Here is a 20,571-nt window from a genome sequence, read left to right as displayed (position 1 = left end):
GGCTTCTCCCTGGCCTCTTCGGTGTTCGAACGAATCTACGCGGTATGGCAGCCGGCAAGAACACAGGTGGCCGCGTCCAGCAGTGTGCGCTCCACCACGGAATCCGCCACGCCGGGGACTAGTTCGGTGGACAACAGCGCGACCCCGAGCACTTCCAGTGCCGCACTGGCGCGCAGCTTGGCGACATCGTCGGCGCCGGGTCCAGCCAGCCATTCACGCAGTACCCGAGTCGAATCCACCATGTCCGGATACCGGTCGGCCATGACATTGATGATCGCGACGGTGTCGCGGACACACAGCGCACCCGCGTCGCGGTGGCGGATCATGCCGCGCAAATAGGCCCGCAGTACAGCGCGAATGCCCTCTTCGTCGTGCGGGACCGCATCGATATCCTCGATCACCGAGCGCATGTGATCGATGATCGGATCGACTATCGCCAGTAATAGATCTAACTTCGAGGCGTAGTGATAGTAGAGCGAAGCCTTTGTGATTCCTACCGCATCCGCGACCTCGCGCAGGCTCGTCTGCTCGAATCCCTTGGCCCCGAACAGCTTCACCGCGGCATCGCGAATTGCCATTTTAGTGCCGCCACCTGCGACAACAGTGTCGCCTGCGTCACGAACGGTCATGGGATGATCCTCTCATCACTTATGCGCCGAGCTAACGTTGCCACCAGAATTGAGGTTGTACCTCCGCTTAGCCCCTGGGTAGTCTACCTACCGCACGGTAGGCAGAAAGCGTCAATGGAGGCGGGGTCGGCAGGGCATTCCCCGCGAGTGCTGTCTACGCGCCATGAACCAGCACGTACCAGCCCATCCGTAGCGACGCTTGCAGGTCGCTCGAAAAGGTCAGCTAGGAGAACCCTTTCGTGTCCGTTTATCTGTATAGATGGGGAAAGTTCGCTTTCCGCAGGAAATGGATAGTGCTTCCGGTCTGGCTTGTCCTGTTCCTGCTACTCGGCGGCCTCGGTGCGCAGCTGAAGGAGCCGATGACCAATGACTTCAGCATGCCGGCGCTACCGTCCGCCCGTGCCAACGACATTCTCGACAAGCACTTTCCCGGCGCTTCCGACGCCTTCAAATTCGACGCCGTCACCGGCACCTATGTCATTGCCGCACCCGAGGGGCAGAAGCTGACCGATCCGGCGAACCGGGCGGCGCTGGAGGCCTTCATCGCCAAACTCGGCACGCTCGACATCGTCGACCACAGCAAGCCGGTGATGAATCCGATCGAGGCCGCCGAGAAGTCGGGCTGCATCACCGATCCCGATCCCTCCAAGTGCAGTGGCGCACCGCTGAACGTGCTCAGCAAGACCGATCCCGATTCGGTCGCCTTCTTCAGCGTCCCGTTCACCATCAAGAAGTTCACCGACGTCACCGACGAGCAGCGCGAGGCGGCCTACAACGTCGCCAGCGATGCCCGCAATGCCGGGCTGCAGGTGGAGATGAGCGGCTCGATCGCACAGAAGAACGAGGGACCGAGCGGTAAGTCCGAGCAGATCGGCATGGGCATCGCGCTGGTCGTCATGATCATCGCCTTCGGCGCCATCGTCGCCGCCTTCGTGCCGATCATCACCGCGATCGTCGGCCTCGGCGCGGCCACCTCGCTGATCTTCCTCGGTACCTCGATCATCGAAGTGCCCAGCTTCACCACCTTCCTCGCGTCGATGATCGGCATCGCCCTATCGATCGACTACGCGCTGTTCATCGTGTCGCGCTACAAACACGAACTGGCAGTGCAGGATTCGCCGGAAGAGGCGGCCGGTACCGCACTCGGCACGGCGGGTTCGGCGGTGGTGTTCGCCGGTCTGACCGTCATCATCGCGCTCGGCGGACTCAGCATCGTCGGCGTGCAGTTCATGACGTTCATGGGATTGGGTGGCGCGATCGCGGCGGCGTTCGCGGTGCTCACCGCCATCACGCTGATGCCAGCGCTACTCGGTGCGTTCGGCCGGTTCCTGTTCAAGCCGAAGCTGCCGATCGTGGCCCAGCACGATCCCGAGGACGACAAGTCGGTCACCAATGGCATGCGGGTCGGCCGTCTGATCGGCAAGGCGCCCGCGGTGACGCTGCTGCTCAGCGTGGTCGTGCTCGGCCTGCTGGCCGCACCGGCCGCCGGTCTGAACCTCGGCCTGCCCGGCGACGACAGCCAGCCCAAGACCTCCACCATCCGCAAGGCCTACGAGCTGCGCACCGAGGGATTCGGCGAGGGCAGCAATGGCGTGCTGAACGTCGCGGTCGATCTCACCAATGTGCCCGCCGACCGGCGCGAGGCCGCGGTGAGCGCGTTGCGGTCCAAGCTCGCGTCCTATTCGGGCATGGATTATGTGACCGAGCCCAAATGGAGTGGTGAGGACAAGGCTGGCGCGCTGCTCGACGGCGTACCGAAGTCGGGTCCGAACAACCAGGCCACCAAGGATCTGGTCAGTGACGCCCGCGATGCCGAAGCGCAGATGCAGTCCGAGTACGGCATCGAATACGGCATCACCGGCACCACGGCGATCTTCGCCGATGTCGACCACGTGTTGCTGAGCAAGATCGTGCCGTACCTGGCGATCGTCGCCGGTGCCGCATTCCTACTGCTGATCCTGGTATTCCGCTCGATCCTGGTGCCGCTGACCGCGGCGCTCGGCTTCCTGCTCTCCATGGCGGCCACCTTCGGCGCGACGGTGCTGATCTTCCAGCAGGGCAAGCTCGGGCTGATCGAGGATCCGCATCCGCTGGTCAGCTTCCTGCCGATCATGCTGATCGGCCTTGTGTTCGGCCTCGCCATGGACTACCAGGTATTCCTGGTGACCCGGATGCGCGAGGAGTTCGTCAACGGGAAGTCGCCGAAGGATGCGATGGTCGCCGGTTATCACCACGGCGCCCGGGTCGTCACCTCGGCGGCGGTCATCATGATCTCGGTATTCGGGTCCTTCCTGCTGGAAACCGATGTCACCGCGAAGTCGTTCGGCTTCGCGCTGGCCGCGGGCGTATTGATCGATGCGTTCATCGTCCGGATGATCGTGATCCCATCGCTGCTGGTGCTGATGGGCAAGTGGTCCTGGTGGATTCCGAAGTGGCTGGACCGGATCCTGCCGGATATCGACGTCGAGGGCGCGAAGCTGCGTGAGCTGCAGCAGCGGTCCGCGGAGACGGTCAAGGTGCCGGTCGGCGTGAGCTGATCGGAACGAGCTGCTCGGCCCCGCACCCGGATTCGGGTGCGGGGCCGAGTGCGTTCGGGGGTTTTCGTGACGGCCGATTGTGCCGTATCCGGCGATCGCGGCCGGTGCCGCATTGCTGATCGCTGGACGGAAGGGCCGAGTTGCACGAATTGCGGCGGACAGCCGGTGCCCGACGCGATACGGCAGCCGCTGCGGGGCGGCTGAGTACGAATTCAGAGCGCTCCCAGTGGATTTCGATAGATTGATGGCGAATTCCAATGGGAGCCTGGACATTACTGGCTAGGCTGCGGCAGGTTGCATTCGTCGACCTTCGGGTTCACACCCATGTAGTTGAGCGGACCTGCCAGCGCCGTCACGGCGATGGTGCCGAAACCAGCACAGTTGATCGGGCCGCCGTCGAAATAGTGGCGCTGACCAGCGGCGAGAACGCCGATGACCAGCCAGAGCAGCAGAAGCAGTCCAAAAATTCGCGCACCGGCAGAAGGCGCTTGTCTCCGGTGGGTCACACGCTCGCGCATCGTCATCGCTTCCTTTCGCACTCGCGTACCACTCGGATACCCGTACACGAGACGATCACTCTTCGCCGTCGATGAGCGCTTGTGCCGATCACTTCAAATCGGGCATTGATCGGCGAGATAAGCACCATTTTCGAGAAGCCGACGAGTCCGTTGCCATTTACTTAGGACACCTACGTTTCGGGCCGTGCGAATTCGGCCACGCGGCTCACGCGGTTCTCGCGCCCACCCTCATCCTCGCCGCTATGGTCAGTATCCAGCTGGGTGCCGGCTTGGCCAAGCGTCTATTCGAGATCATCGGACTCGGCGGCCGGTCGCTGGGATGAATCTCTGTTTCTGTGCCGCCCTCGAACGGGTCTGGCGGTCACCCTGGCATTCCATGGTCGCCGGTTATCACCTCGCGTCGCCCGCGCGACCTATGGCCGGGCCGGGTGAGTTGCTGATGGTGAAACCGGTCGCGGTGCTGGTGCCGCAGACCATCGCGGATTCAGCGGTCGCCTCGAGCTGAACGGTATGGAACCAGCGGCGGCGCTGCTTTTGCTCGGCGAGGATCTCGCTCGTTCAGTGCGCCGGTATCGGCCTCGTCATCATGGCCTCGGCGCGCGGTACGCGGCCATCGCCCCGATCATCCCCTCCGGTGGCCGCCCGGAACCTGCGACAGCGTTCGACGAAAGCTCCTGAACCACAGCGGGTTCTGGCACCGAAACCGAGCTAAGGGCTCGGCTGCGGGACGTTGCAGTCGGCGATTTTCGGGTTCACGCCCATGTAATTGAGTGGACCCGCGAGGACGGTCAGGGCGATCGTGCCGAAGCCCGCGCAGTTGATCGGACCGCTGTCGAAATAGTGTCGCTGCCCGGATGCGACAACGCCGATGACCAACCAGATCACGATCAATACGCTGCCAAGTTTCATCTCGCCCATAGCTCTCCCGCGAATTACGCGCACGGGTTGTGGTTCGGGCGAATTATCGCATCGTGGCAGCCGCGGGCGGGCGCGCCCGACCGCACGGCATGTCGCGCCGCCCGGCAGAGCACGCCCCGAGCCCCCGAGGGTGGCCGAACCCTCGGAACTCAGCCCCTCAGGCGTTACTGACTGGGTTGGGGCACATTGCAATCGGCGATCTTCGGATTCACGCCCATATAGTTGAGCGGACCGGCGATCACCGTCACCGCAATCGTGCCGAACCCGGCGCAATTGACCGGACCACTGTCGAAATAATGCCGCTGCCCGGCGGCGACGACGCCGATCACCAGCCAGATCAGCACCAGCAGACTGCCGAATCGAAAATAGGGCTCTCTCATCTAACTCTCGCGAATCAATCCCGCGCGGCTCGACCGCGCCACATCAGCGCAGCGCACCCTCCCCGCGCTTGCCTAATCGCCGTATACCCGCCCGCCGCGCCTTTACCCAGGAACTCCGCACCTTGTGGATTCGTTGGTGTCACATGGCAGATTTGTTGGGCTGGTCCATCCCCGGCTGGATCCTGCTCCTGATGGCCGTAGCCCTCTACGAAGCCCTGACCCGCAAGCGTCGCAAACGCCGCACGCCCGTCTCCGGCACCTTCACCGACGAGTTCACCGCCATGTTCTACGGAACCAAGCGCTTGGAACTGGACCACCGGGACTCGGTGTCGATGCTGCGCGACGAAGAAGCGCAAGGCGCACCGCCTGGCTTCGGCGTCGATTTGGACCGCCAGACCGTTGTGCTGCGACGGCAGGATCCGAGCGCATCGTGAAAATAGCCGCGGACCGAAATCGGTTGCGCGATCAGTGAGCATCTCTGTGGAGCCATACGCATTACCATCGAGGTATGGGTGGTATGAGGATCCAAATTGCCGTCCGACGTCCAGAAGTGGTCAGGTTCATCGATTCGCACAGCGACAATCGGACCGCGGGCGTCGTGGAGGCGCTCGAGCGGGTACAACGCCGCCGTTTGGCCGAAGCCGAAGCGATCACCATCGGTGTGCGCCAGGCTTTCCCGGGCGTGGATTAGCGGCAACCGATCCACCGGACCCGGCCGGAAAGGCGCGCCGAGCCCGCGGGAGAACTTGTGCGTGTATTGCTGAATCAAGTAGCGGCAGTGGCGATTACAGCCATGTCGCGTGCGCGTGTAGTGCGGGGGTGATCCACCGCCGACATCGCCAGCCGAAACGAGGCCGGATAGCCCAACCGCCGAACTCGCGACGGAATGTGGTTTGCCGTCGTCACCCGGCAGACGCCGCGCCGGTATGCGGCGGCGAGTTGCGGCGGAACCAGCTTGTGGACCATGACACGGTATCGAGGCGGTGGTCCGGGATCTGATCGGCGGATTCGGCTCCAGGCACTGCCCAGATCTCGTTCTGCCGGAAAGAAAAAGCCCCTCACCTGGCAATTCAAGTGAGGGGCTTTGGCGGTGGCGGAGGGATTTGAACCCTCGGAGGGGGGTTACCCCTCACACGCTTTCGAGGCGTGCTCCTTAGGCCGCTCGGACACGCCACCGCCGACAACCATACCGGACGGGGGGCTGATCGCTAAATCGCCTGTAGAGGGGGTGGGAGCGCGGTTTCGGCGAGCGCTCGAAGGAGCGGGCGGCTCAGCGTTGGGCGCGGAAGAATTCGTCCAGCAGCGCGACGCATTCGGCTTCCAGGATGCCGCCGCGGACTTCTGGGCGATGGTTGAGACGGCGGTCACGAACAACGTCCCAAAGGGAGCCGACGGCACCGGTTTTCGGTTCCCAGGCACCGAAGACCAGGCGACCGACGCGGGCGAGTACCAGGGCGCCCGCGCACATGGTGCACGGCTCCAGCGTTACCGCGAGGGTGCAGTGTTCCAGACGCCAGCCGTCGCCGACGACCGCGGCGGCGCGCCGCAGGGCGAGGATCTCGGCGTGCGCGGTCGGGTCGCCGAGGGCCTCCCTGGCATTGGCCGCGCGCGCGAGTTCGCGCCCATCGGCATCGAAGACGACAGCACCGACCGGTACGTCGCGATCGCCCGCATCGGCTGCGGCGGCGATCGCGGCGCGAACCATATCGGTGTCGTCTGCGAGCAGGCCCACGTCAGCGGGGCAGCTTGTCCAGCACTGCCGTGAGTTCGTTGGCGAAGCCGAGCCGCTGGGCGATCATGCCGAGTTGCTCATCCGGATAGAGATCGGTCTCGGCGAGGATCACGCTGAGCACGGGTTCGGGCAGGCCGAGGTCGGCGAGAACGCCGAGGTCGCCCTCCTCCCATGGCTCGACATCGTCGAGTTCGTCCGGGTCGATGTCCGGAATTTCGACATTGAGGGCCTCGAGGACGTCGGCGGCGATGTCGTAATCGATCGCGGCCGTCGCATCCGAGACCAGCAACCGGGTGCCGCTCGGCGCGGGCCGGAGCACGATGAAGAACTCGTCATCGATATCCAGCAATCCGAACACCGCGCCGGAACTGCGCAATGCCTTCAGTTCTGTTTCCGCCGCGGACAAATCGGTGAGCGCCGCCTGACTCAGCGGACTGCACCGCCATTTTCCTTCTTCGCGGACAACCGCCACAGCGAACCCTTCCACGTCGTCGTAATCGTCCGACGCAGCCTTGTTCGTGCCCGAGCGCTGTGCTGCCATGGCCGCAACGGTAGTCGGCTCGAGCCGAAATGTTGAAGTCGTATGCGAATCTGTTCCGATGACTCCTGACCAGAAAGCACCGGTGTGTGTCCTCGGGACAGGCTTGATCGGCGGTTCGCTGCTGCGCGCCGCCGTCGGCGCGGGCTATGACGCGTGGGGTTACAACAGGTCAGAGGCGGGTGCGCGGGCGGACGGATTCGATGTCACTGGGGATCTGCTCGGGGTGCTGACCCGGGCCGCCGATACCGATGCGCTGATCGTGGTCGCGGTGCCCATGCCCGCGGTGGACCACATCCTCGCCGAAGTCGCGACCTTCGCGCCGCGCTGCTCGCTCACCGATGTGGTGAGTGTCAAGGCGCCGGTGGCCGAGGCGGTGCGCAGGCACGGGCTCGCGGCTCGCTATGTCGGCGGGCATCCGATGGCCGGTACCTCCGAATCCGGTTGGGCGGCCACCGATCCCGGCCTGTTCCGTGCTGCGGCGTGGGCGGTCGGCGTGGACGAGGGCACCCATCCAGAACCCTGGCTTCGGGTGGTGCGGCTGGCGCTGGCCTGCGGCGCGGTGGTCACACCGGTGGTCGCGGACGAACACGACCGGGCGGTGGCCCGGATCTCCCACCTGCCCCATGTCCTGGCCGAGGCGCTGGCGGTGGCCGGTGCGGCGGGCGGCGACCTGGCGCTCGGACTGGCCGCGGGTTCGTTCCGCGACGGCACCCGAGTCGCCGCGACCGCCCCCGACCTGGTCCGCGCCATCTGCGAACCGAACGCCACCGCCCTACTCGACGTGCTGGAGGAGACGCTCACCGTGCTGACCGCCGCCCGCGACAGCCTCCGCGACGAAGCCACCCTGGTAGACCTGGTCGAAGCTGGGCACGACGGCCGCGAACGCTATGAAACCACGCAGCGCTGGGAGATCACCGATATCCGCCCCGGCGACCACAACTGGCTCGAGGCACTGCGCGAGGCAGGCCAGCGCGGCGGTGTGATCACCAAACTGGACTGATCGCGGCGCGCCGTTCAAATGCGTTCGGCGAGACCCGGGTAGTCGAGCAGGAACCCGTCGCCGTCGACGGTGACGGTGGCGCTGGAGACCGGAGACAGCACGCTGATGCCGGTGGCTCCGCTGCTGTAGGTGAGGCTGGCTTCCTGGACCAGCAGGTCGGGCAGGCGGACATAGACGACCGGGACCTGGATGTTCTCGACGGCGTTCTGCATGCCGAAGCGGCGGATGGGCAGGGTGTTGAAGAACGGGCTGAGCACGACATCGACATCGAGAGCGCCCGCGAAGGTGGAGCGGACATGCCCGCCACCGGCGTCGACGAGCCAGTAGTTCTCCTCGTCCCTGGCGATCGAGGCCTGGCGTTCGCCCGCGGCGGTGGTGCTGCGCAGCGACAGCCGCTTTGTGACACCGTTCTCGTCGGTGACCAGGTCATAGGACGCACTGAACGCGGGATGGTCGGCACATGCGCCGCCGATCATGCGACCGGCGGCGCGGATGCGGTTGCCGTTGAGCGTCACGCGGACGGACTCCATCCGCGACGCGTTGTGCGCGCGCCACGTGAGGATCGCCGGCCACCGCGATGTCGCCGGTTGGCTGTCGGGGCCGAGGTCTGGGTTCGTCACATATCTACCGTAAGCGACGCACGCGCCCGCATCACACCAGCGACTCACGCCATGCCGCGTGCAGGCTGGCGAACCGGCCCGTGCCCGCGATGAGCTCGCTCGGCGAGCCATCCTCGACGATCCGACCCGATTCCAGTACCAGCACGCGGTCTGCGATGGCGACCGTGGAGAGCCGATGCGCGATGATCACGGCGGTGCGATCGCGCAGCACCGTCTCCAATGCCCTCTGGATCTGCCGTTCGCTCGGAATGTCCAGGCTCGACGTCGCCTCGTCCAGCACGATCACCGCGGGATTCGCGAGGAACACCCTGGCGAACGCGACCAACTGACGCTGCCCCGCCGACAATCGCCCACCGCGTTTGCGCACATCGGTATCGAAGCCCTCGGGCAGCGCGGTCACGAAGTCGTACAGCCCGACCGCGCGCGCCGCCGCGAACACCTCCGCATCACTGGCCTCCGGCCGACCGAGCCGGATATTGTCGGCGACCGATCCGGAGAACAGATACGACTCCTGGGTGACCATCACGACATTGCGCCGCAGATCCGCATCGGACAACCTGCGCAGGTCGACGCCGTCCAAGGTCACCGTGCCGCCGGACGGGTCGTAGAACCGCGTCAACAACTTGGCCAGCGTGGACTTACCCGCACCCGTCGCACCGACGAGCGCGATCACCTGCCCGGCCGGAATCTCCAACGAGAACTCCGGCAGCACCGGACGCGCTCGCCCGCGCTGCTCGGCTTGCGGTACAACGCCTTCGACCTCGGCCGACGCTCCGTCGCCGACGGGCGCCACAGCCGCGATCGGCCGCGCCACAGATCCGTAGCCGAACCACACCCGGTCCATCCGCACGGCACCGGTCGCCTTCGCCAAAGCGACCGGCTCCGCCGGTTCCCGAACCGAGGGCTCCTCCTCGAGCACGCCGGAGATCTTCTCCAGGGCCGCCGCCGCGGACTGGTAGGCGTTGAATACCTGGGCGAGTTCATCGAGCGGGCCGTAGAACTCGTTGAGGTACAACAGGTATGCCGCGAGCACACCCACGGCGAGATTGCCCTCGATCACCTGCCAGGCGCCGACCACGATGACGATCACCGTGGTCAGATTGCCGAGCAGCTTGGTGAGACCGGCGTAGTCGCCCATGCCGCGCATGGCGGCGGTGGTCGCCTGGCGGTATTCGGCGTCCTCGGCGGCCAGTACCGATTCGTTGCGGGCCTCGCGGCGGAAGGCCTGCACCGCGCGCATGCCACCCATCGACTCCACGAACTGCACCACGACTTTCGCGATCGCGCCGCGGGTTCGCCGGTAGCCCGCCCGCTGTCTGCGCTGCGCCCAGCGGGTGACCAGCGCCAATGGCACGAATCCGAGCAGCACGATGGCGGCGAGGGTCTGATCGAGGTAGACCAGCAGCACCGCGATGGTCAGCACCGAAAGGATCGCGCTCAGCGCCTGATTCAGCGCGCTCTCCAGCAGTTGCTGCAGCGTTTCGATATCCCCGGTCAGTCGCGCGACGGCCTTGCCGGAGGTGTACTGCTCGTGGAAGGCCACGCTGAGCCGCTGCATATGCGCGAACAGCCGGACCCGCAGATCGAAAAGCACACTCTGGCTGAGCCTTCCGGAGATCCGCAGGAATACGAAGGTGGTGAAGACGCCGACCCCGACCGAACAGAGGTAACCGGCGACGGTGCGCGCCAAAGGCGCCCAGTTCCCCGCGACACCCTCGGCAATGCCGGTGTCGAGCCCGTGCGCGACGAACAGCGGCGCCGACACCATCGCCGCATTGTCGATCACGATCAGCAGCAGGGCGAACACCGCGAGCTTGCGATACGGCTGGACCAGGCTCAGCAGCAAACGCCGAGATCGGCTGGCCAACACCAGATTTCCGGTCTCGGTGACCGCCTTGTCCTCATTGGCGATGCCGCGCCAGTCGGCGACCTCGTCGCGGTCGGCCGAATCGTCGGCGGGGACGGCGGTTTCGGTTGTGGTCATGATTCACCTCCCATCAGTTCGCGGTAGCGACTGCTGGTTTTGAGTAGTTGATCGTGCGCGCCCTCGGCGACGATCCGGCCGTCGGCGAGCAGCGCTACCCGGTCGGCCAGTGCCGCGGTCGAAGGTCGGTGCGCCACGAGCAGTGTGGTGGCACCGGCCAAAACCGTGCGCAGCCGTTCCTGTACGCGTTCCTCGGTCTCCACATCGAGTGCGGACAGCGGATCGTCGAGCACCATGATTCGCGGCCGCTCCCCCGCGCCCGCCCGTGCGAGCACCGCACGGGCCAGCGCCAGCCGCTGACGCTGGCCGCCGGACAGGCTCAGTCCCTGCTCACCGATTCGGGTGTCCAGTCCCCACGGCAGATCGTTCACGAAATCGGTGGCCTGGGCGACATCCAGCGCGCGCCGCACATCGTCATCGGTGGCTTCCGGATCGCCGAGCGCGACGTTCTCTCGCACACTCGCCGAGAACAACACCGGCTCCTCGAAAGCCACCGAGACCAGCGAGCGCAGATCGGATACCCGCATCGATGCGATATCGATGCCGTCGATGGTGATCGCGCCGTCGGTGACGTCGTAGAGCCGCGGAATCAGATTGAGCAGCGCCGTCTTTCCGCTACCGGTCGCACCGACCAGCGCCACCGTCTCACCCGGGCGCACCTTCAGCGAAATATCCTGCAGTACTTCGCCCTTCGCGTCCGGAAAGGCGAAACGCACGCCATGCATTGTCAGTTCGCCGACGATCCGCTTCGGCAATGCCACCGGATCCGCGGGATCGGTGATTTCGACCGGGGTGTCGATGATCTCCCAGAACCGGTCCGCCGCCGTGCGCGCATCGTTCCACTCGGCGAGCAGGAAGCCGGTCCAGATGATCGGCCACTGCAGGAAGGTCGCCAGTGTGATGCTCGCGACCAGGGTGCCGAGCGTCATCGTGTGGTGTGCGACGGCGTAACCGCCGTAGCCGAGCGCGAAGGCGATGGCCAACTGCGGCAGACACACCATTGCCGACCAGAGGGTGGCGTCCAGCCGCACCTTGAGCAGTTCGGTCTGCTGCAATTCCCGCGCCTGTGCGGTGAACCGCCCGCCGAAGAACGCACCGCGACCGAATGCCTTCAGCACCCGGATGCCCTGTGCCGACTCCTCGGCCGTGGTGGCCAGGTCACCGGCCTGATCCTGGGAGCGCCGCGAGGCCACGCCGTAGCGCCGCTCGAACCGCAGGCAGACATAGGACAGCGGAATCGCGATGACCGCGAAGGTCAACCCGATCCGCCAGCTCAGCGCGAACAGCACCACCAGACCGATCGGGATCACGATGAAGTGGATGATCAGGAACGGCCCGGCGAATGCGACGAACCGCTTCATGGTGCTCATATCGTCGACCGCGCGCGAAAGCAGCTGGCCGGACTCCCAGGCATCGTGACGTCCGATCGACAGCGTCTGCAGCTTGCGAAAGATCTTGGCGCGCATATCGATCTCGAACTGGGCCGCTGGCTTCGCGATCAGCCACCGCCGACCCCATACGCCGCACGCCTCCAGCAGACCGAGCGCCAGCACCAACAGCACCGGAAGCAGCACGCCGCCGAAATCGCGCCGCTGGATCGGACCGTCGATAATTCGTGCGATGACCAGCGGAAGCATGATCGCGGTCAAGGTGGCGAGCACCGCAAGCGTGGTGGCGCCGAGCAGCGCGAACCGATGTGGGCGCAGATACGGCCAGAACCGGCGAAGCGATTGCAGGCGGCCCGGCACCACGGCGGCGGGCCGCTCCGGTCTATCGACCTCCGTGTCGGCCGATGGCGTATCGAGCGTGACGGACAAAGCTCCCCCTCGTGATCGTCTTGGATTGGCTGTGTCGCGAACGGATCCCCGGTGATGTTCGCATCGGGGTCCGACATTTCAGCGTGGCATCAGTCCCGAGATCGGCCAACCGATTTTCCGCCACGTCCACAGCCAACAACCTCGAGTAACCTCGAGGTCAACCCCCCGCGTCACCGCACACGACATCGGCGCCCGGATTCCCGGGCGCCGATGGCCGTTGCTTCCATTGTACCGTCGAATAACCCGAGCTCAGACGGTCGAATGCGGCTGATCCACCGGCACGTCCGGGAAGTCCTGCTGCTGATAACCGCCGCGCAATGTGCCCTCCAAATACGCGGCGCGGCAGGCCCGCCGGGCGATCTTCCCGCTGGACGTGCGCGGAATCGACCCCGCCGGAACCAGCAGCACATCGCGCACCGTGACGCCGTGGCGCTGCGCGATCGCGCCACGCACGGTATCGGCGATCGGCTCCGGATCCAGCTTCGCCGCACCGGTGCCGCGCTCGGCCACGATGACCAGCTGCTCGGAGGTGTCATCGGCATCGAAGGCCAGTCCGGAACGGCTGCCCTGTTCGAATACCAATGCGGGCAATTGATTCGCGGGCACCGAGAATGCCGCGACGAATCCGGGCCGCAGTGCGGTGTTGGATTCCTGTGCCGAGAATTCCAGATCCTGCGGATAGTGGTTGCGCCCGTCGACGATCACCAGGTCCTTCACCCGGCCGGTGATATACAACTCGCCATCCAGGTAGACGCCGAAATCACCGGTGCGCATCCATTTCGCGTCCGGCTCGGTGCCCTGTGCGTGGCTGCCCTCCGATAGTCGCTGCGCCAGGATGTTGTGGAAGGTCGCGGCGGTTTCATCCGGCCGACCCCAGTACCCGATGCCCATATTGTCGCCGTGCAGCCAGATTTCGCCGACCTCGCCATTATCGCGTTCGATGCCGGTCTCCGGATCGACGATCACCGCCCACTGCGAGAGCGCCACATATCCGCAGGACACCTGTGCGATCGAATTCTGCGTGCCCTTCGGCACTTCCACCATCCGACCGGCATTGAGCTCATTGCGATCGACATAGACGACTTTCGCCTCGTCCTCGGCCCTGGTCGCGGAAACGAACAACGTCGCCTCGGCCATGCCATAGCAGGGCTTCAGCGCGGTCTTCGGCAGACCGTACGGCGCGAAGGCCTCGTTGAATTTCTGCATCGACGACACCGAAACCGGCTCGCTGCCGTTGATCAGCCCGATCACATTCGAAAGATCCAGGTCCTCACCGGCTTTCGGCTTACCCCTTGCCGCCGCATGCTCGTATGCGAAATTCGGTGCGGCCGCGAAGGTTCCGGCGCCGTCGGAGGCCGCCGCCAGTTCCTTGATCCAGCGATACGGCCGCCGCACGAATGCGCTCGGCGACATGATCGTGATGAATCCGCCGCCGATGGTCGGCAGGATCACCGAAAGCAGACCCATATCGTGGAAGAGCGGCAGCCAGGTGACGCCACGCGAGTTCTCCTGCACCCCAATGGCATCGATCATCTGCAGCAGATTGGTGCCGACGGAGCGGTGGGTGATCTCGACACCGGCCGGGGTCCTGGTGGAACCCGAGGTGTACTGCAGATACGCAACGCTGTCGATATTGATTTCCGGTCGCACCCAGGTCGAGCCGACGCTGTCCGGAATCGCGTCCACCGCGATGATGCGCGGACGCTGCGCCGCAGGGAGGTGCCGGAAAAAGTTCCGCACACCCGCGGCGGACGAACCGACGGTCAGAATCGCCGAGGGTACGCAGTCAGCGAGCACCGCGTGCAGGCGATCGGTATGGCCCTGCTCCTCCGGATCGAACAGCGGCACCGCGATATTGCCCGCGTAGACCGCCGCGAAGATCGAGACGACATAGTCCAACCCCTGAGGGGCCAGCACCGCCACCCGATCACCCGGCCGGGTCACCTGTTGCAGCCGGGCCGCGACGGCACGCAGCCGTACGCCGAATTGGTGCCAGGTCAATTCGATGTACTCGCCGTCGCGCTCGCGCGAGTAGTCGATGTAGCGGTAGGCGAGCTCGTCGCCGTTCTCCGCGCTGTGCTTGTCGACGAAGTCGATCAGGGTCTTATCGCCGCGGATTTTGATATTGCCCTGATCGTCCAAATAGTCGTCGAAGGTCTCGTCGATCATCGCCTTATCCTTTTGCCAACGCAGGCACTCAGGCCGTGCGATTACACCGAACACAGGTCGATAACGAAGTGTCGGGAAGGCTAGCAGGTGCGCCTTCCCGACTTGCTCAGTACCGCCCGAAGGCGATCGCGACGTTGTGTCCGCCGAAACCGAACGAGTTGTTCACGGCGTAGTCGATTCGTCCGGGTCGGGCCTGGCCCTTGACCACGTCGAGCTCGATTTCCGGATCCTGATTGTCCAGATTCAGTGTCGGCGGAACGATTCCGTCGCGCACCGAGAGCACCGTCAACACCGATTCGAGAGCGCCGACCGCGCCGATGGAATGGCCAAGTGCGGATTTCGGCGCGTAGACCGAAACATGGTCGCCCACCGCGGCATTGATCGCCTGCGCCTCGGCGGTATCACCGATCGGGGTCGCGGTCGCGTGCGCATTGACGTGGCCGACATCGTTTTTGCTGATCCCGGCCTTCTGGATGGCCCTGGTCATGGCCCGCGCGGCGCCCTTGCCATCGAGATCGGGTGCGACCAAATGGAAGGCATCGGAAGTGATTCCGGCGCCCATCAGCCGCGCGTGAATCGTCGCGCCGCGCGCCTTGGCGTGCTCCTCGGTTTCGATGACCATCATCGCGCCCGCCTCACCGAAGACGAATCCGTCGCGATCCTTGTCGAACGGTCGCGAGGCCGCCCTCGGGTCCTCGTTGCGGGTGCTCATGGCGCGCATCATGGTGAATGCCGCGATCGGCACGGCCTGGATGGAACCCTCGACACCGCCGGTGACCACCATGTCGGCATCGCCCATTACGATCATCTGCCAGGCATTGGCGATCGCCTCCGAACCCGACGAGCAGGCCGAGACCGGCGTCACCACACCCGCTTTCGCGCCGAGCTCCAGGCCGACGCAGGCGGCCGAGCCATTGGGCATGATGCGCTGCACGGTCAGCGGCGACACCTTGCGGTAGCCGCCGTTCTGCAGCCGGTCGCGCGCGGCGGTGATGTATTCGCCGCCGCCGAGGCCGGTGCCGATGGCGACGCCGAGACGGTTCTTGTCCACCTCGGGACTACCCGCATTGCGCCAGACCTCGCGGGCCAGCACCACGGCCATCTGCTCCACATACGACAGCTGTCGGGTCTCCTGCCTGGTGAGGCAATCCGACGGCTTGACCTTCAGATGTCCGCCGATGCGCACTGGTAGCTCGAACTGCTCGATGAAACTGTCCTCCAGGACATCGATGCCGCTTTCCCCGTTGAGCAGGCCCTTCCAGGTGGAGTCGACATCACCGGCGATCGAGGTGGTCGCCGCCAGACTGGTCACGACAACGTTGGGATAGTTCCCGTTCTTGGTAGACGGAATCTGCATTTCGCTCACTTTCCTGGCGTCACTCTTGGGATAAACCGGGAACCGCGCGTGGAAGGCCATCGAACGACCGAGCAAACCGTGATCCGACCGTGAGCACTGTGGGCGAATCAGGTGCTCGACAGACTACCGTGGCCGTCGCTGGTCGTCGCATCTACTGCTCGAGTAACCTCTGACCGGATACGCAGCGCTGGTGGTTCCGAGCGATCCGCGAGCAACCGCGAGAAGGGATGACTGTGACGGGCGGGCGGATGGTCGGGCTGTTCGCCGGTATCGGCGGGCTGGAGCTCGGCCTTGGCCACCACGGCTGGCATACCGAGCTGCTGTGCGAGATCGATCCCGGTGCGCAGGCGGTGCTCGCCGCGCGCTTTCCCGGAATTCCGTTGCAGGGGGACATCACTCGGCTGCGCGCCCTGCCCGCCGGGACCGAACTGGTCGCCGCCGGATTTCCCTGCCAGGACCTGTCGCAGGCCGGACGCACCGCGGGTATCACCGGTAATCGCTCCGGTCTGGTGGACGAGGTGTTCCGGCTGGTGCGCCGTCGGCGTGGACCGCGCTGGCTGTTGATCGAGAATGTGCCGTTCATGCTGCAGCTGGGTCGCGGGGCGGCCATGCGGCACATCACGAGCGCGCTGGAGCAGCTCGGCTACACCTGGGCATACCGGGTGGTGGACGCGCGCGCGTTCGGGCTGCCACAGCGCCGTCAGCGGGTGCTGATGCTGGCCTCGCGCACCGATGATCCGCGCCGGGTGCTGTTCGCCGACGACGCCGGACCGCTCGATCTCGGTGACCCGGAACAGGATCCGTGCGGCTTCTACTGGACCGAGGGTGTGCGCGGGCTCGGTTGGGCGGTCAATGCGATCCCGACACTCAAGGGTGGTTCGGCGCTCGGCATCGCGAGTCCGCCCGCGGTGCGGTTGCCATCGGGTGAGATCGTCACGCCGGGCATCATCGACGGCGAACGCCTACAGGGCTTCGACGCCGACTGGACCGAACCGGCGACCACGGTGCCCGGAATTCGGCACGGGCACCGGTGGAAGCTGATCGGCAATGCGGTGAGTGTGCGGATGGCGTCCTGGGTCGGGGCCCGGCTGGCCGATCCGCTGGACCCCATTCCCGGCGATGAGCCGTTGCCGCAGGGACGGCCGTGGCCGGTTGCCGCGTGGGGTCGTGCGGGCAGCGCCTATCGGGTGCCGGTTTCGACCTGGCCGGTGCATGAGCCGTATGAGGACTTGCACCATTTCCTCACCGATTCGCGGCTGCTCTCGGCCCGCGCGACGGCGGGCTTCCTGCGGCGCACCGGAATGGGCAATCTACGGTTCCCGCCCGGATTTCTGGCCGATGTGGAGAGTCATCTGGACCGGATGGGCGGCTGGGCGGCATGAGGTTCGGTACATCATGAACCCGGCTCGGCGTCCGCTCACCGACGCCGCGACCAGTGCGCGGATGGCCCGCCAGCGGCGCGTCGGGACCCGGCCCGAACTCGCGCTGCGCCGGGAATTGCATCGGCGCGGATTGCGCTATTTCGTCGATCGCGCACCTGTGCGCGGGCAGCGTCGTCGGGCGGATCTGGTGTTTCCCCGGCTGCGCGTCGCGGTGTATGTGGACGGATGTTTCTGGCATCGGTGCCCGCAGCACGCGACCGATCCGAAGAACAACGCACAGTGGTGGGCGGACAAATTGACCGGCAATGTGGCCCGTGACCGGGCCACCGATGCGGCGCTGGCGGCGGAGGGATGGCTGGTGATCCGAGTGTGGGAACACGAGGACGCCATTGTGGCGGCCGACCGGATCCAGACCGTATTGGCCGCGCGGCGCTAGTGGTGTTCCCGCACCCGCACCCGAACCAGCGAACGAGGCGCGTGCGCGGCCAAGTAGCCCGACACCGCCATTACCGTCAGCACCAGCATTCCGGCGATGGCCGTTGTGATTGCGATCATGGTGACCTCCTCAGATCTACCAACCATCGGGTATGGACCTGACAGATCCCTGTGTTCGAGTTGGTAATGCGGTGTGTGAAAGACCTGTCGGTGCGGACACAGGCACCTACTGTTGAACACCGGACCAACGAGGAGACGGAGAATGGTCCAGTGACTGATCGCCGGAGGCTCGCCGAACGACACGTCCGGGTGGCCTGCGGGCTCATCGCGGTCGCGATCGCGATCGCCGGACTCTGCTATTCGTCATGGTTGCTGGAGTTCGTGCTGAAGATCGATGTCGATCCGGTCAACTCCTTTCTCAGTGAGCTCGATGCCGAGGGCAAACCGCATCGCGAGTTGTTCGCGACCGCCGACAAGATCGTCGGCGCCTTGCTGATGCCGGCCGCGATCGCCGGGCTGCTGTTGTTTCCGCGCCGCCGATTCACCACCATCGGCTGGGTCGCGCTGTTCTGCTTCGGCGCCGCGACCATCGGCGATGTGCTGCTTCCGCTGCGCGATTGCACCGCACAGGACAGCGCCCAATGCGGTGGCAGCGAACTGTTCCCGCAACTGCATCAGCCGCACGCGCTGACCAGCACCATCGCGGTCACCGCGATCGCCATCGCGACCTTCGCGTTCAGCGTGGCCGCCTTCCGATATCGCCGCTGGCGGATCCTGCGCGAGGCCGGGGTGGTGGTCCTGGTGATCGGGTCGGCGGCGACCGTGTGGATGCTGGTCGCCGACAACCTGACCGGCAATTACGCGCTCGGGATCGCCCAGCGGATCCAGGTCGGATCGATGTCGCTGTGGCTGATCACATTGGCCGCCGCGGTGATTCTGGAAGGCCGCGAATGGGTCGAGAGCGATTCGGGTTAGTCGACCTTGATCCGGACCGTGCGGGTGTCGAGTTTCGCGGGCAATTTCGTGGTGTCGACCTGAAGGATTTCGCCGGTGTCCTGCAGGCCGTTCGGCAGGGTCTTGGGTTTCAGGCCGAACGGCGGCTGGTCGCCCTTGCTGGCGGCGAGGCCGAAATCGCTGTCGTTGGCGATGTAGAGGGTTTTGCCGCCGTCGAGCGTGGCGAGGCCCTCGATCTTGTCGTGACCGAAGAACTTGCCATCGGCATCGAGGCTCGTGACCAGGGCGGCGAAATCCAGGCTCGCGGTCTTGGCGGCCGCGGTGATACCTGTCTTCTGCAATGCCGCTATCGCGTCATTCGTCGAAACGGGGCCGACCAGGGTTTCCAGCGGCTTGCCGTCGACCTGGAGGCCACCGCGCTCCGGATCGTAGTGTGCGCCCGGGACCTTCGAATCCGGGCCGACGTCGGTGGCGCCGGAGATATCGACGGTCCACAGCTTCTTATCGGCCTTCGGGGGCAGTTCGCCGTCGCGTTCGTCGACCAGGAAGGTGGTGGCGCTGAGCGCGGTGATCTCGGAGTCGGCGACCTTGGTGCGTTTCGGGTCCTGCAGCGGGAGAACGAATTCCTTGACCGCCTTGGTCTTCAGGTCGACGGTGACGATGCGAGTCATCGGGACGTCCTTGGCCGAACCGTCGAGGCCGGGGGTTTTCAGGCCGCTCTGTACGACGCCGACGAGGGTGCCGCCGTCAGGTGTGCTGGTCAGGCCCTCCATGCCCTGATTCGGGGTGCGCAGCGAAAGTTCTTTGGGCAGACCGGATCCCGGGGCCAATCGCTCCAGCTCAGTCCCCTTGGCGTCGAAATGCACCAGGAATGGGCCGTACTCGTCGGCGACCCAGAAGGTGCCGTCCGTTAGGGCGACCAGCCCCTCGGGATCGAGGCCGTGATCGGTGGGCGGCAGGACAGTTCCGGCGAGGTCCTTGATGGTTTCGCCGGTGCTCGCGGCGACGTCGACCTGACCGTTGAACGGGGTGCCGTCGGCGGTGTGCAGTTCGATCGTCGATTGCAGGACCGCGCGATTGCCGACCAGCTTGAATCGACCGATCTTCGGCACGAAACCCGGTGCCGGGGTGAGCTTCTCGTTTTTGCCGGGACCGTCGACATTGGGGCCGCGATCGGTGAGTCCGTAGAACTCGTCCGGCGCGCCCGGCACCGACGTCCATGCCGAGCCGTAACCGCTGCCCTGCACAGTGGTGCCGCCGAATTCGCCGAGCGGTGGAATGTCGGTGGTGTATAGGCGAACCGCGTCGGTAGTGGTGACCTTCAGCTCGTCGGTGCCGGTATAGCCCGCCTTCGGCTGGTAGATCAGTGTGCCGTCGAGGCGGCGGATCAGCGTGCCCTGTGCTGGATCGGCGATCGTCACGGCGGCGGTGCCACCGGTGGCGGCGAGCAGGTCGTCCGGGGAGATGACCAGCGGCTGGTCCCTGGCCACGGTGAAGTCGGCCTTGGTATCCGAGGACGAGCAGCCGGCCAGCACGCCCACACAGAGGACGGCGGCCGCGGTGATACGTGGGTGCGCTTTCACGATGTCTGCCTACCG

At 65.5% G+C, this 20,571-nt stretch carries 21 protein-coding genes and 1 tRNA gene; 8 read left to right on the top strand and 14 right to left on the bottom strand.

Features of this window, described 5'->3' with window-relative positions:
• Positions 1–35: 35 nt before the first annotated feature.
• Positions 36–629: a TetR/AcrR family transcriptional regulator gene (locus ACQP1T_RS01660; RefSeq protein ID WP_433758177.1), complete on the bottom strand. Its 594-nt coding sequence runs from the start codon at positions 627–629 to the stop codon at positions 36–38.
• A 239-nt stretch (positions 630–868) separates the two neighbouring features.
• Here ACQP1T_RS01660 and ACQP1T_RS01655 point away from each other — a divergent pair, with 239 nt between their 5' ends.
• Positions 869–3,166: an MMPL family transporter gene (locus ACQP1T_RS01655; protein WP_433758175.1), complete on the top strand. Its 2,298-nt coding sequence runs from the start codon at positions 869–871 to the stop codon at positions 3,164–3,166.
• 272 nt (positions 3,167–3,438) lie between these two features.
• Here ACQP1T_RS01655 and ACQP1T_RS01650 read toward each other — a convergent pair whose 3' ends face one another.
• Positions 3,439–3,684 carry a hypothetical protein gene (locus ACQP1T_RS01650; RefSeq protein ID WP_433762568.1) on the bottom strand — a complete coding sequence of 82 codons (246 nt, stop codon included), beginning with the start codon at positions 3,682–3,684 and terminating at the stop codon, positions 3,439–3,441.
• Positions 3,685–4,003: 319 nt separating this feature from the next.
• Between ACQP1T_RS01650 and ACQP1T_RS01645 the strand changes: the two genes are divergently transcribed.
• Positions 4,004–4,189, top strand: a complete 186-nt coding sequence (locus tag ACQP1T_RS01645) for a hypothetical protein (protein ID WP_433758174.1) — start codon at positions 4,004–4,006, stop codon at positions 4,187–4,189.
• A 203-nt stretch (positions 4,190–4,392) separates the two neighbouring features.
• On the opposite strand, the gene ACQP1T_RS01640 is transcribed toward ACQP1T_RS01645, so the two are convergent.
• Together ACQP1T_RS01640 and ACQP1T_RS01635 are read right to left on the bottom strand one after the other, a co-directional pair.
• A complete protein-coding gene (locus tag ACQP1T_RS01640) occupies positions 4,393–4,593 on the bottom strand; it encodes a hypothetical protein (RefSeq protein WP_364356943.1) in 201 nt (66 codons plus the stop codon).
• Positions 4,594–4,766: 173 nt separating this feature from the next.
• On the bottom strand, positions 4,767–4,982 hold the full coding sequence (locus ACQP1T_RS01635) for a hypothetical protein (RefSeq protein ID WP_062980844.1): 216 nt from the start codon (positions 4,980–4,982) through the stop codon (positions 4,767–4,769).
• A gap of 143 nt (positions 4,983–5,125) precedes the next feature.
• On the opposite strand from ACQP1T_RS01635, the gene ACQP1T_RS01630 reads away from it, so the two are divergent.
• A complete protein-coding gene (locus ACQP1T_RS01630; RefSeq protein ID WP_433758173.1) occupies positions 5,126–5,416 on the top strand; it encodes a DUF6191 domain-containing protein in 291 nt (96 codons plus the stop codon).
• A gap of 83 nt (positions 5,417–5,499) precedes the next feature.
• Positions 5,500–5,673 carry a hypothetical protein gene (locus ACQP1T_RS01625; RefSeq protein ID WP_433758172.1) on the top strand — a complete coding sequence of 58 codons (174 nt, stop codon included), beginning with the start codon at positions 5,500–5,502 and terminating at the stop codon, positions 5,671–5,673.
• A gap of 394 nt (positions 5,674–6,067) precedes the next feature.
• Here ACQP1T_RS01625 and ACQP1T_RS01620 read toward each other — a convergent pair.
• From ACQP1T_RS01620 to ACQP1T_RS01610, 3 genes are all read right to left on the bottom strand, one after another.
• Positions 6,068–6,158, bottom strand: a tRNA-Ser gene (locus ACQP1T_RS01620).
• 94 nt (positions 6,159–6,252) lie between these two features.
• Positions 6,253–6,687 (bottom strand): nucleoside deaminase, encoded by a 435-nt coding sequence (locus ACQP1T_RS01615; RefSeq protein ID WP_062981278.1) that lies wholly within the window; start codon positions 6,685–6,687, stop codon positions 6,253–6,255.
• 28 nt (positions 6,688–6,715) lie between these two features.
• Positions 6,716–7,255 (bottom strand): tRNA adenosine deaminase-associated protein, encoded by a 540-nt coding sequence (locus ACQP1T_RS01610; protein ID WP_433758171.1) that lies wholly within the window; start codon positions 7,253–7,255, stop codon positions 6,716–6,718.
• Between the two features lie 58 nt (positions 7,256–7,313).
• Here ACQP1T_RS01610 and ACQP1T_RS01605 point away from each other — a divergent pair, with 58 nt between their 5' ends.
• Positions 7,314–8,255, top strand: coding sequence for a prephenate dehydrogenase (locus ACQP1T_RS01605; protein ID WP_433758170.1), 942 nt, complete (start codon positions 7,314–7,316; stop codon positions 8,253–8,255).
• A gap of 14 nt (positions 8,256–8,269) precedes the next feature.
• On the opposite strand, the gene ACQP1T_RS01600 is transcribed toward ACQP1T_RS01605, so the two are convergent.
• The 5 genes from ACQP1T_RS01600 to ACQP1T_RS01580 form a co-directional block, all read right to left on the bottom strand.
• Entirely contained in the window at positions 8,270–8,785 is a 516-nt protein-coding gene (locus tag ACQP1T_RS01600) for a putative glycolipid-binding domain-containing protein (RefSeq protein WP_433762567.1), read from the bottom strand.
• Between the two features lie 121 nt (positions 8,786–8,906).
• Positions 8,907–10,859, bottom strand: a complete 1,953-nt coding sequence (locus ACQP1T_RS01595; RefSeq protein ID WP_433758169.1) for an ABC transporter ATP-binding protein — start codon at positions 10,857–10,859, stop codon at positions 8,907–8,909.
• Positions 10,856–12,676 (bottom strand): ABC transporter ATP-binding protein, encoded by a 1,821-nt coding sequence (locus tag ACQP1T_RS01590; RefSeq protein WP_433758168.1) that lies wholly within the window; start codon positions 12,674–12,676, stop codon positions 10,856–10,858. Before ACQP1T_RS01590 ends, ACQP1T_RS01595 begins: the two co-directional genes overlap by 4 nt.
• 249 nt (positions 12,677–12,925) lie before the next feature.
• On the bottom strand, positions 12,926–14,845 hold the full coding sequence (gene fadD32 / locus ACQP1T_RS01585) for a long-chain-fatty-acid--AMP ligase FadD32 (protein WP_433758167.1): 1,920 nt from the start codon (positions 14,843–14,845) through the stop codon (positions 12,926–12,928).
• A 106-nt stretch (positions 14,846–14,951) separates the two neighbouring features.
• Complete coding sequence (locus ACQP1T_RS01580; protein WP_433758166.1) at positions 14,952–16,202, bottom strand: KasA/KasB family beta-ketoacyl-ACP synthase; 1,251 nt, start codon at positions 16,200–16,202, stop codon at positions 14,952–14,954.
• Between the two features lie 227 nt (positions 16,203–16,429).
• Between ACQP1T_RS01580 and ACQP1T_RS01575 the strand changes: the two genes are divergently transcribed.
• Together ACQP1T_RS01575 and ACQP1T_RS01570 are read left to right on the top strand one after the other, a co-directional pair.
• A complete protein-coding gene (locus ACQP1T_RS01575) occupies positions 16,430–17,584 on the top strand; it encodes a DNA cytosine methyltransferase (protein WP_433758164.1) in 1,155 nt (384 codons plus the stop codon).
• Positions 17,585–17,597: 13 nt separating this feature from the next.
• A complete protein-coding gene (locus tag ACQP1T_RS01570) occupies positions 17,598–18,020 on the top strand; it encodes a very short patch repair endonuclease (protein WP_433758163.1) in 423 nt (140 codons plus the stop codon).
• Here the strand turns inward: ACQP1T_RS01570 and ACQP1T_RS01565 are convergent.
• Positions 18,017–18,139 (bottom strand): hypothetical protein, encoded by a 123-nt coding sequence (locus ACQP1T_RS01565; protein WP_433758162.1) that lies wholly within the window; start codon positions 18,137–18,139, stop codon positions 18,017–18,019. The genes ACQP1T_RS01570 and ACQP1T_RS01565 overlap by 4 nt on opposite strands.
• 150 nt (positions 18,140–18,289) lie before the next feature.
• Here ACQP1T_RS01565 and ACQP1T_RS01560 point away from each other — a divergent pair, with 150 nt between their 5' ends.
• Positions 18,290–18,994, top strand: coding sequence for a DUF998 domain-containing protein (locus tag ACQP1T_RS01560; RefSeq protein ID WP_433758161.1), 705 nt, complete (start codon positions 18,290–18,292; stop codon positions 18,992–18,994).
• Here ACQP1T_RS01560 and ACQP1T_RS01555 read toward each other — a convergent pair.
• A complete protein-coding gene (locus ACQP1T_RS01555) occupies positions 18,991–20,556 on the bottom strand; it encodes an esterase-like activity of phytase family protein (protein WP_433758160.1) in 1,566 nt (521 codons plus the stop codon). The two genes, ACQP1T_RS01560 and ACQP1T_RS01555, sit on opposite strands and share 4 nt — an antisense overlap.
• Positions 20,557–20,571: the final 15 nt, after the last annotated feature.

This window comes from Nocardia sp. CA-135398 (assembly GCF_050955845.1).
Classification (GTDB): Bacteria; Actinomycetota; Actinomycetes; order Mycobacteriales; family Mycobacteriaceae; genus Nocardia.
This window is presented reverse-complemented; position numbering and strand designations above follow the sequence as displayed.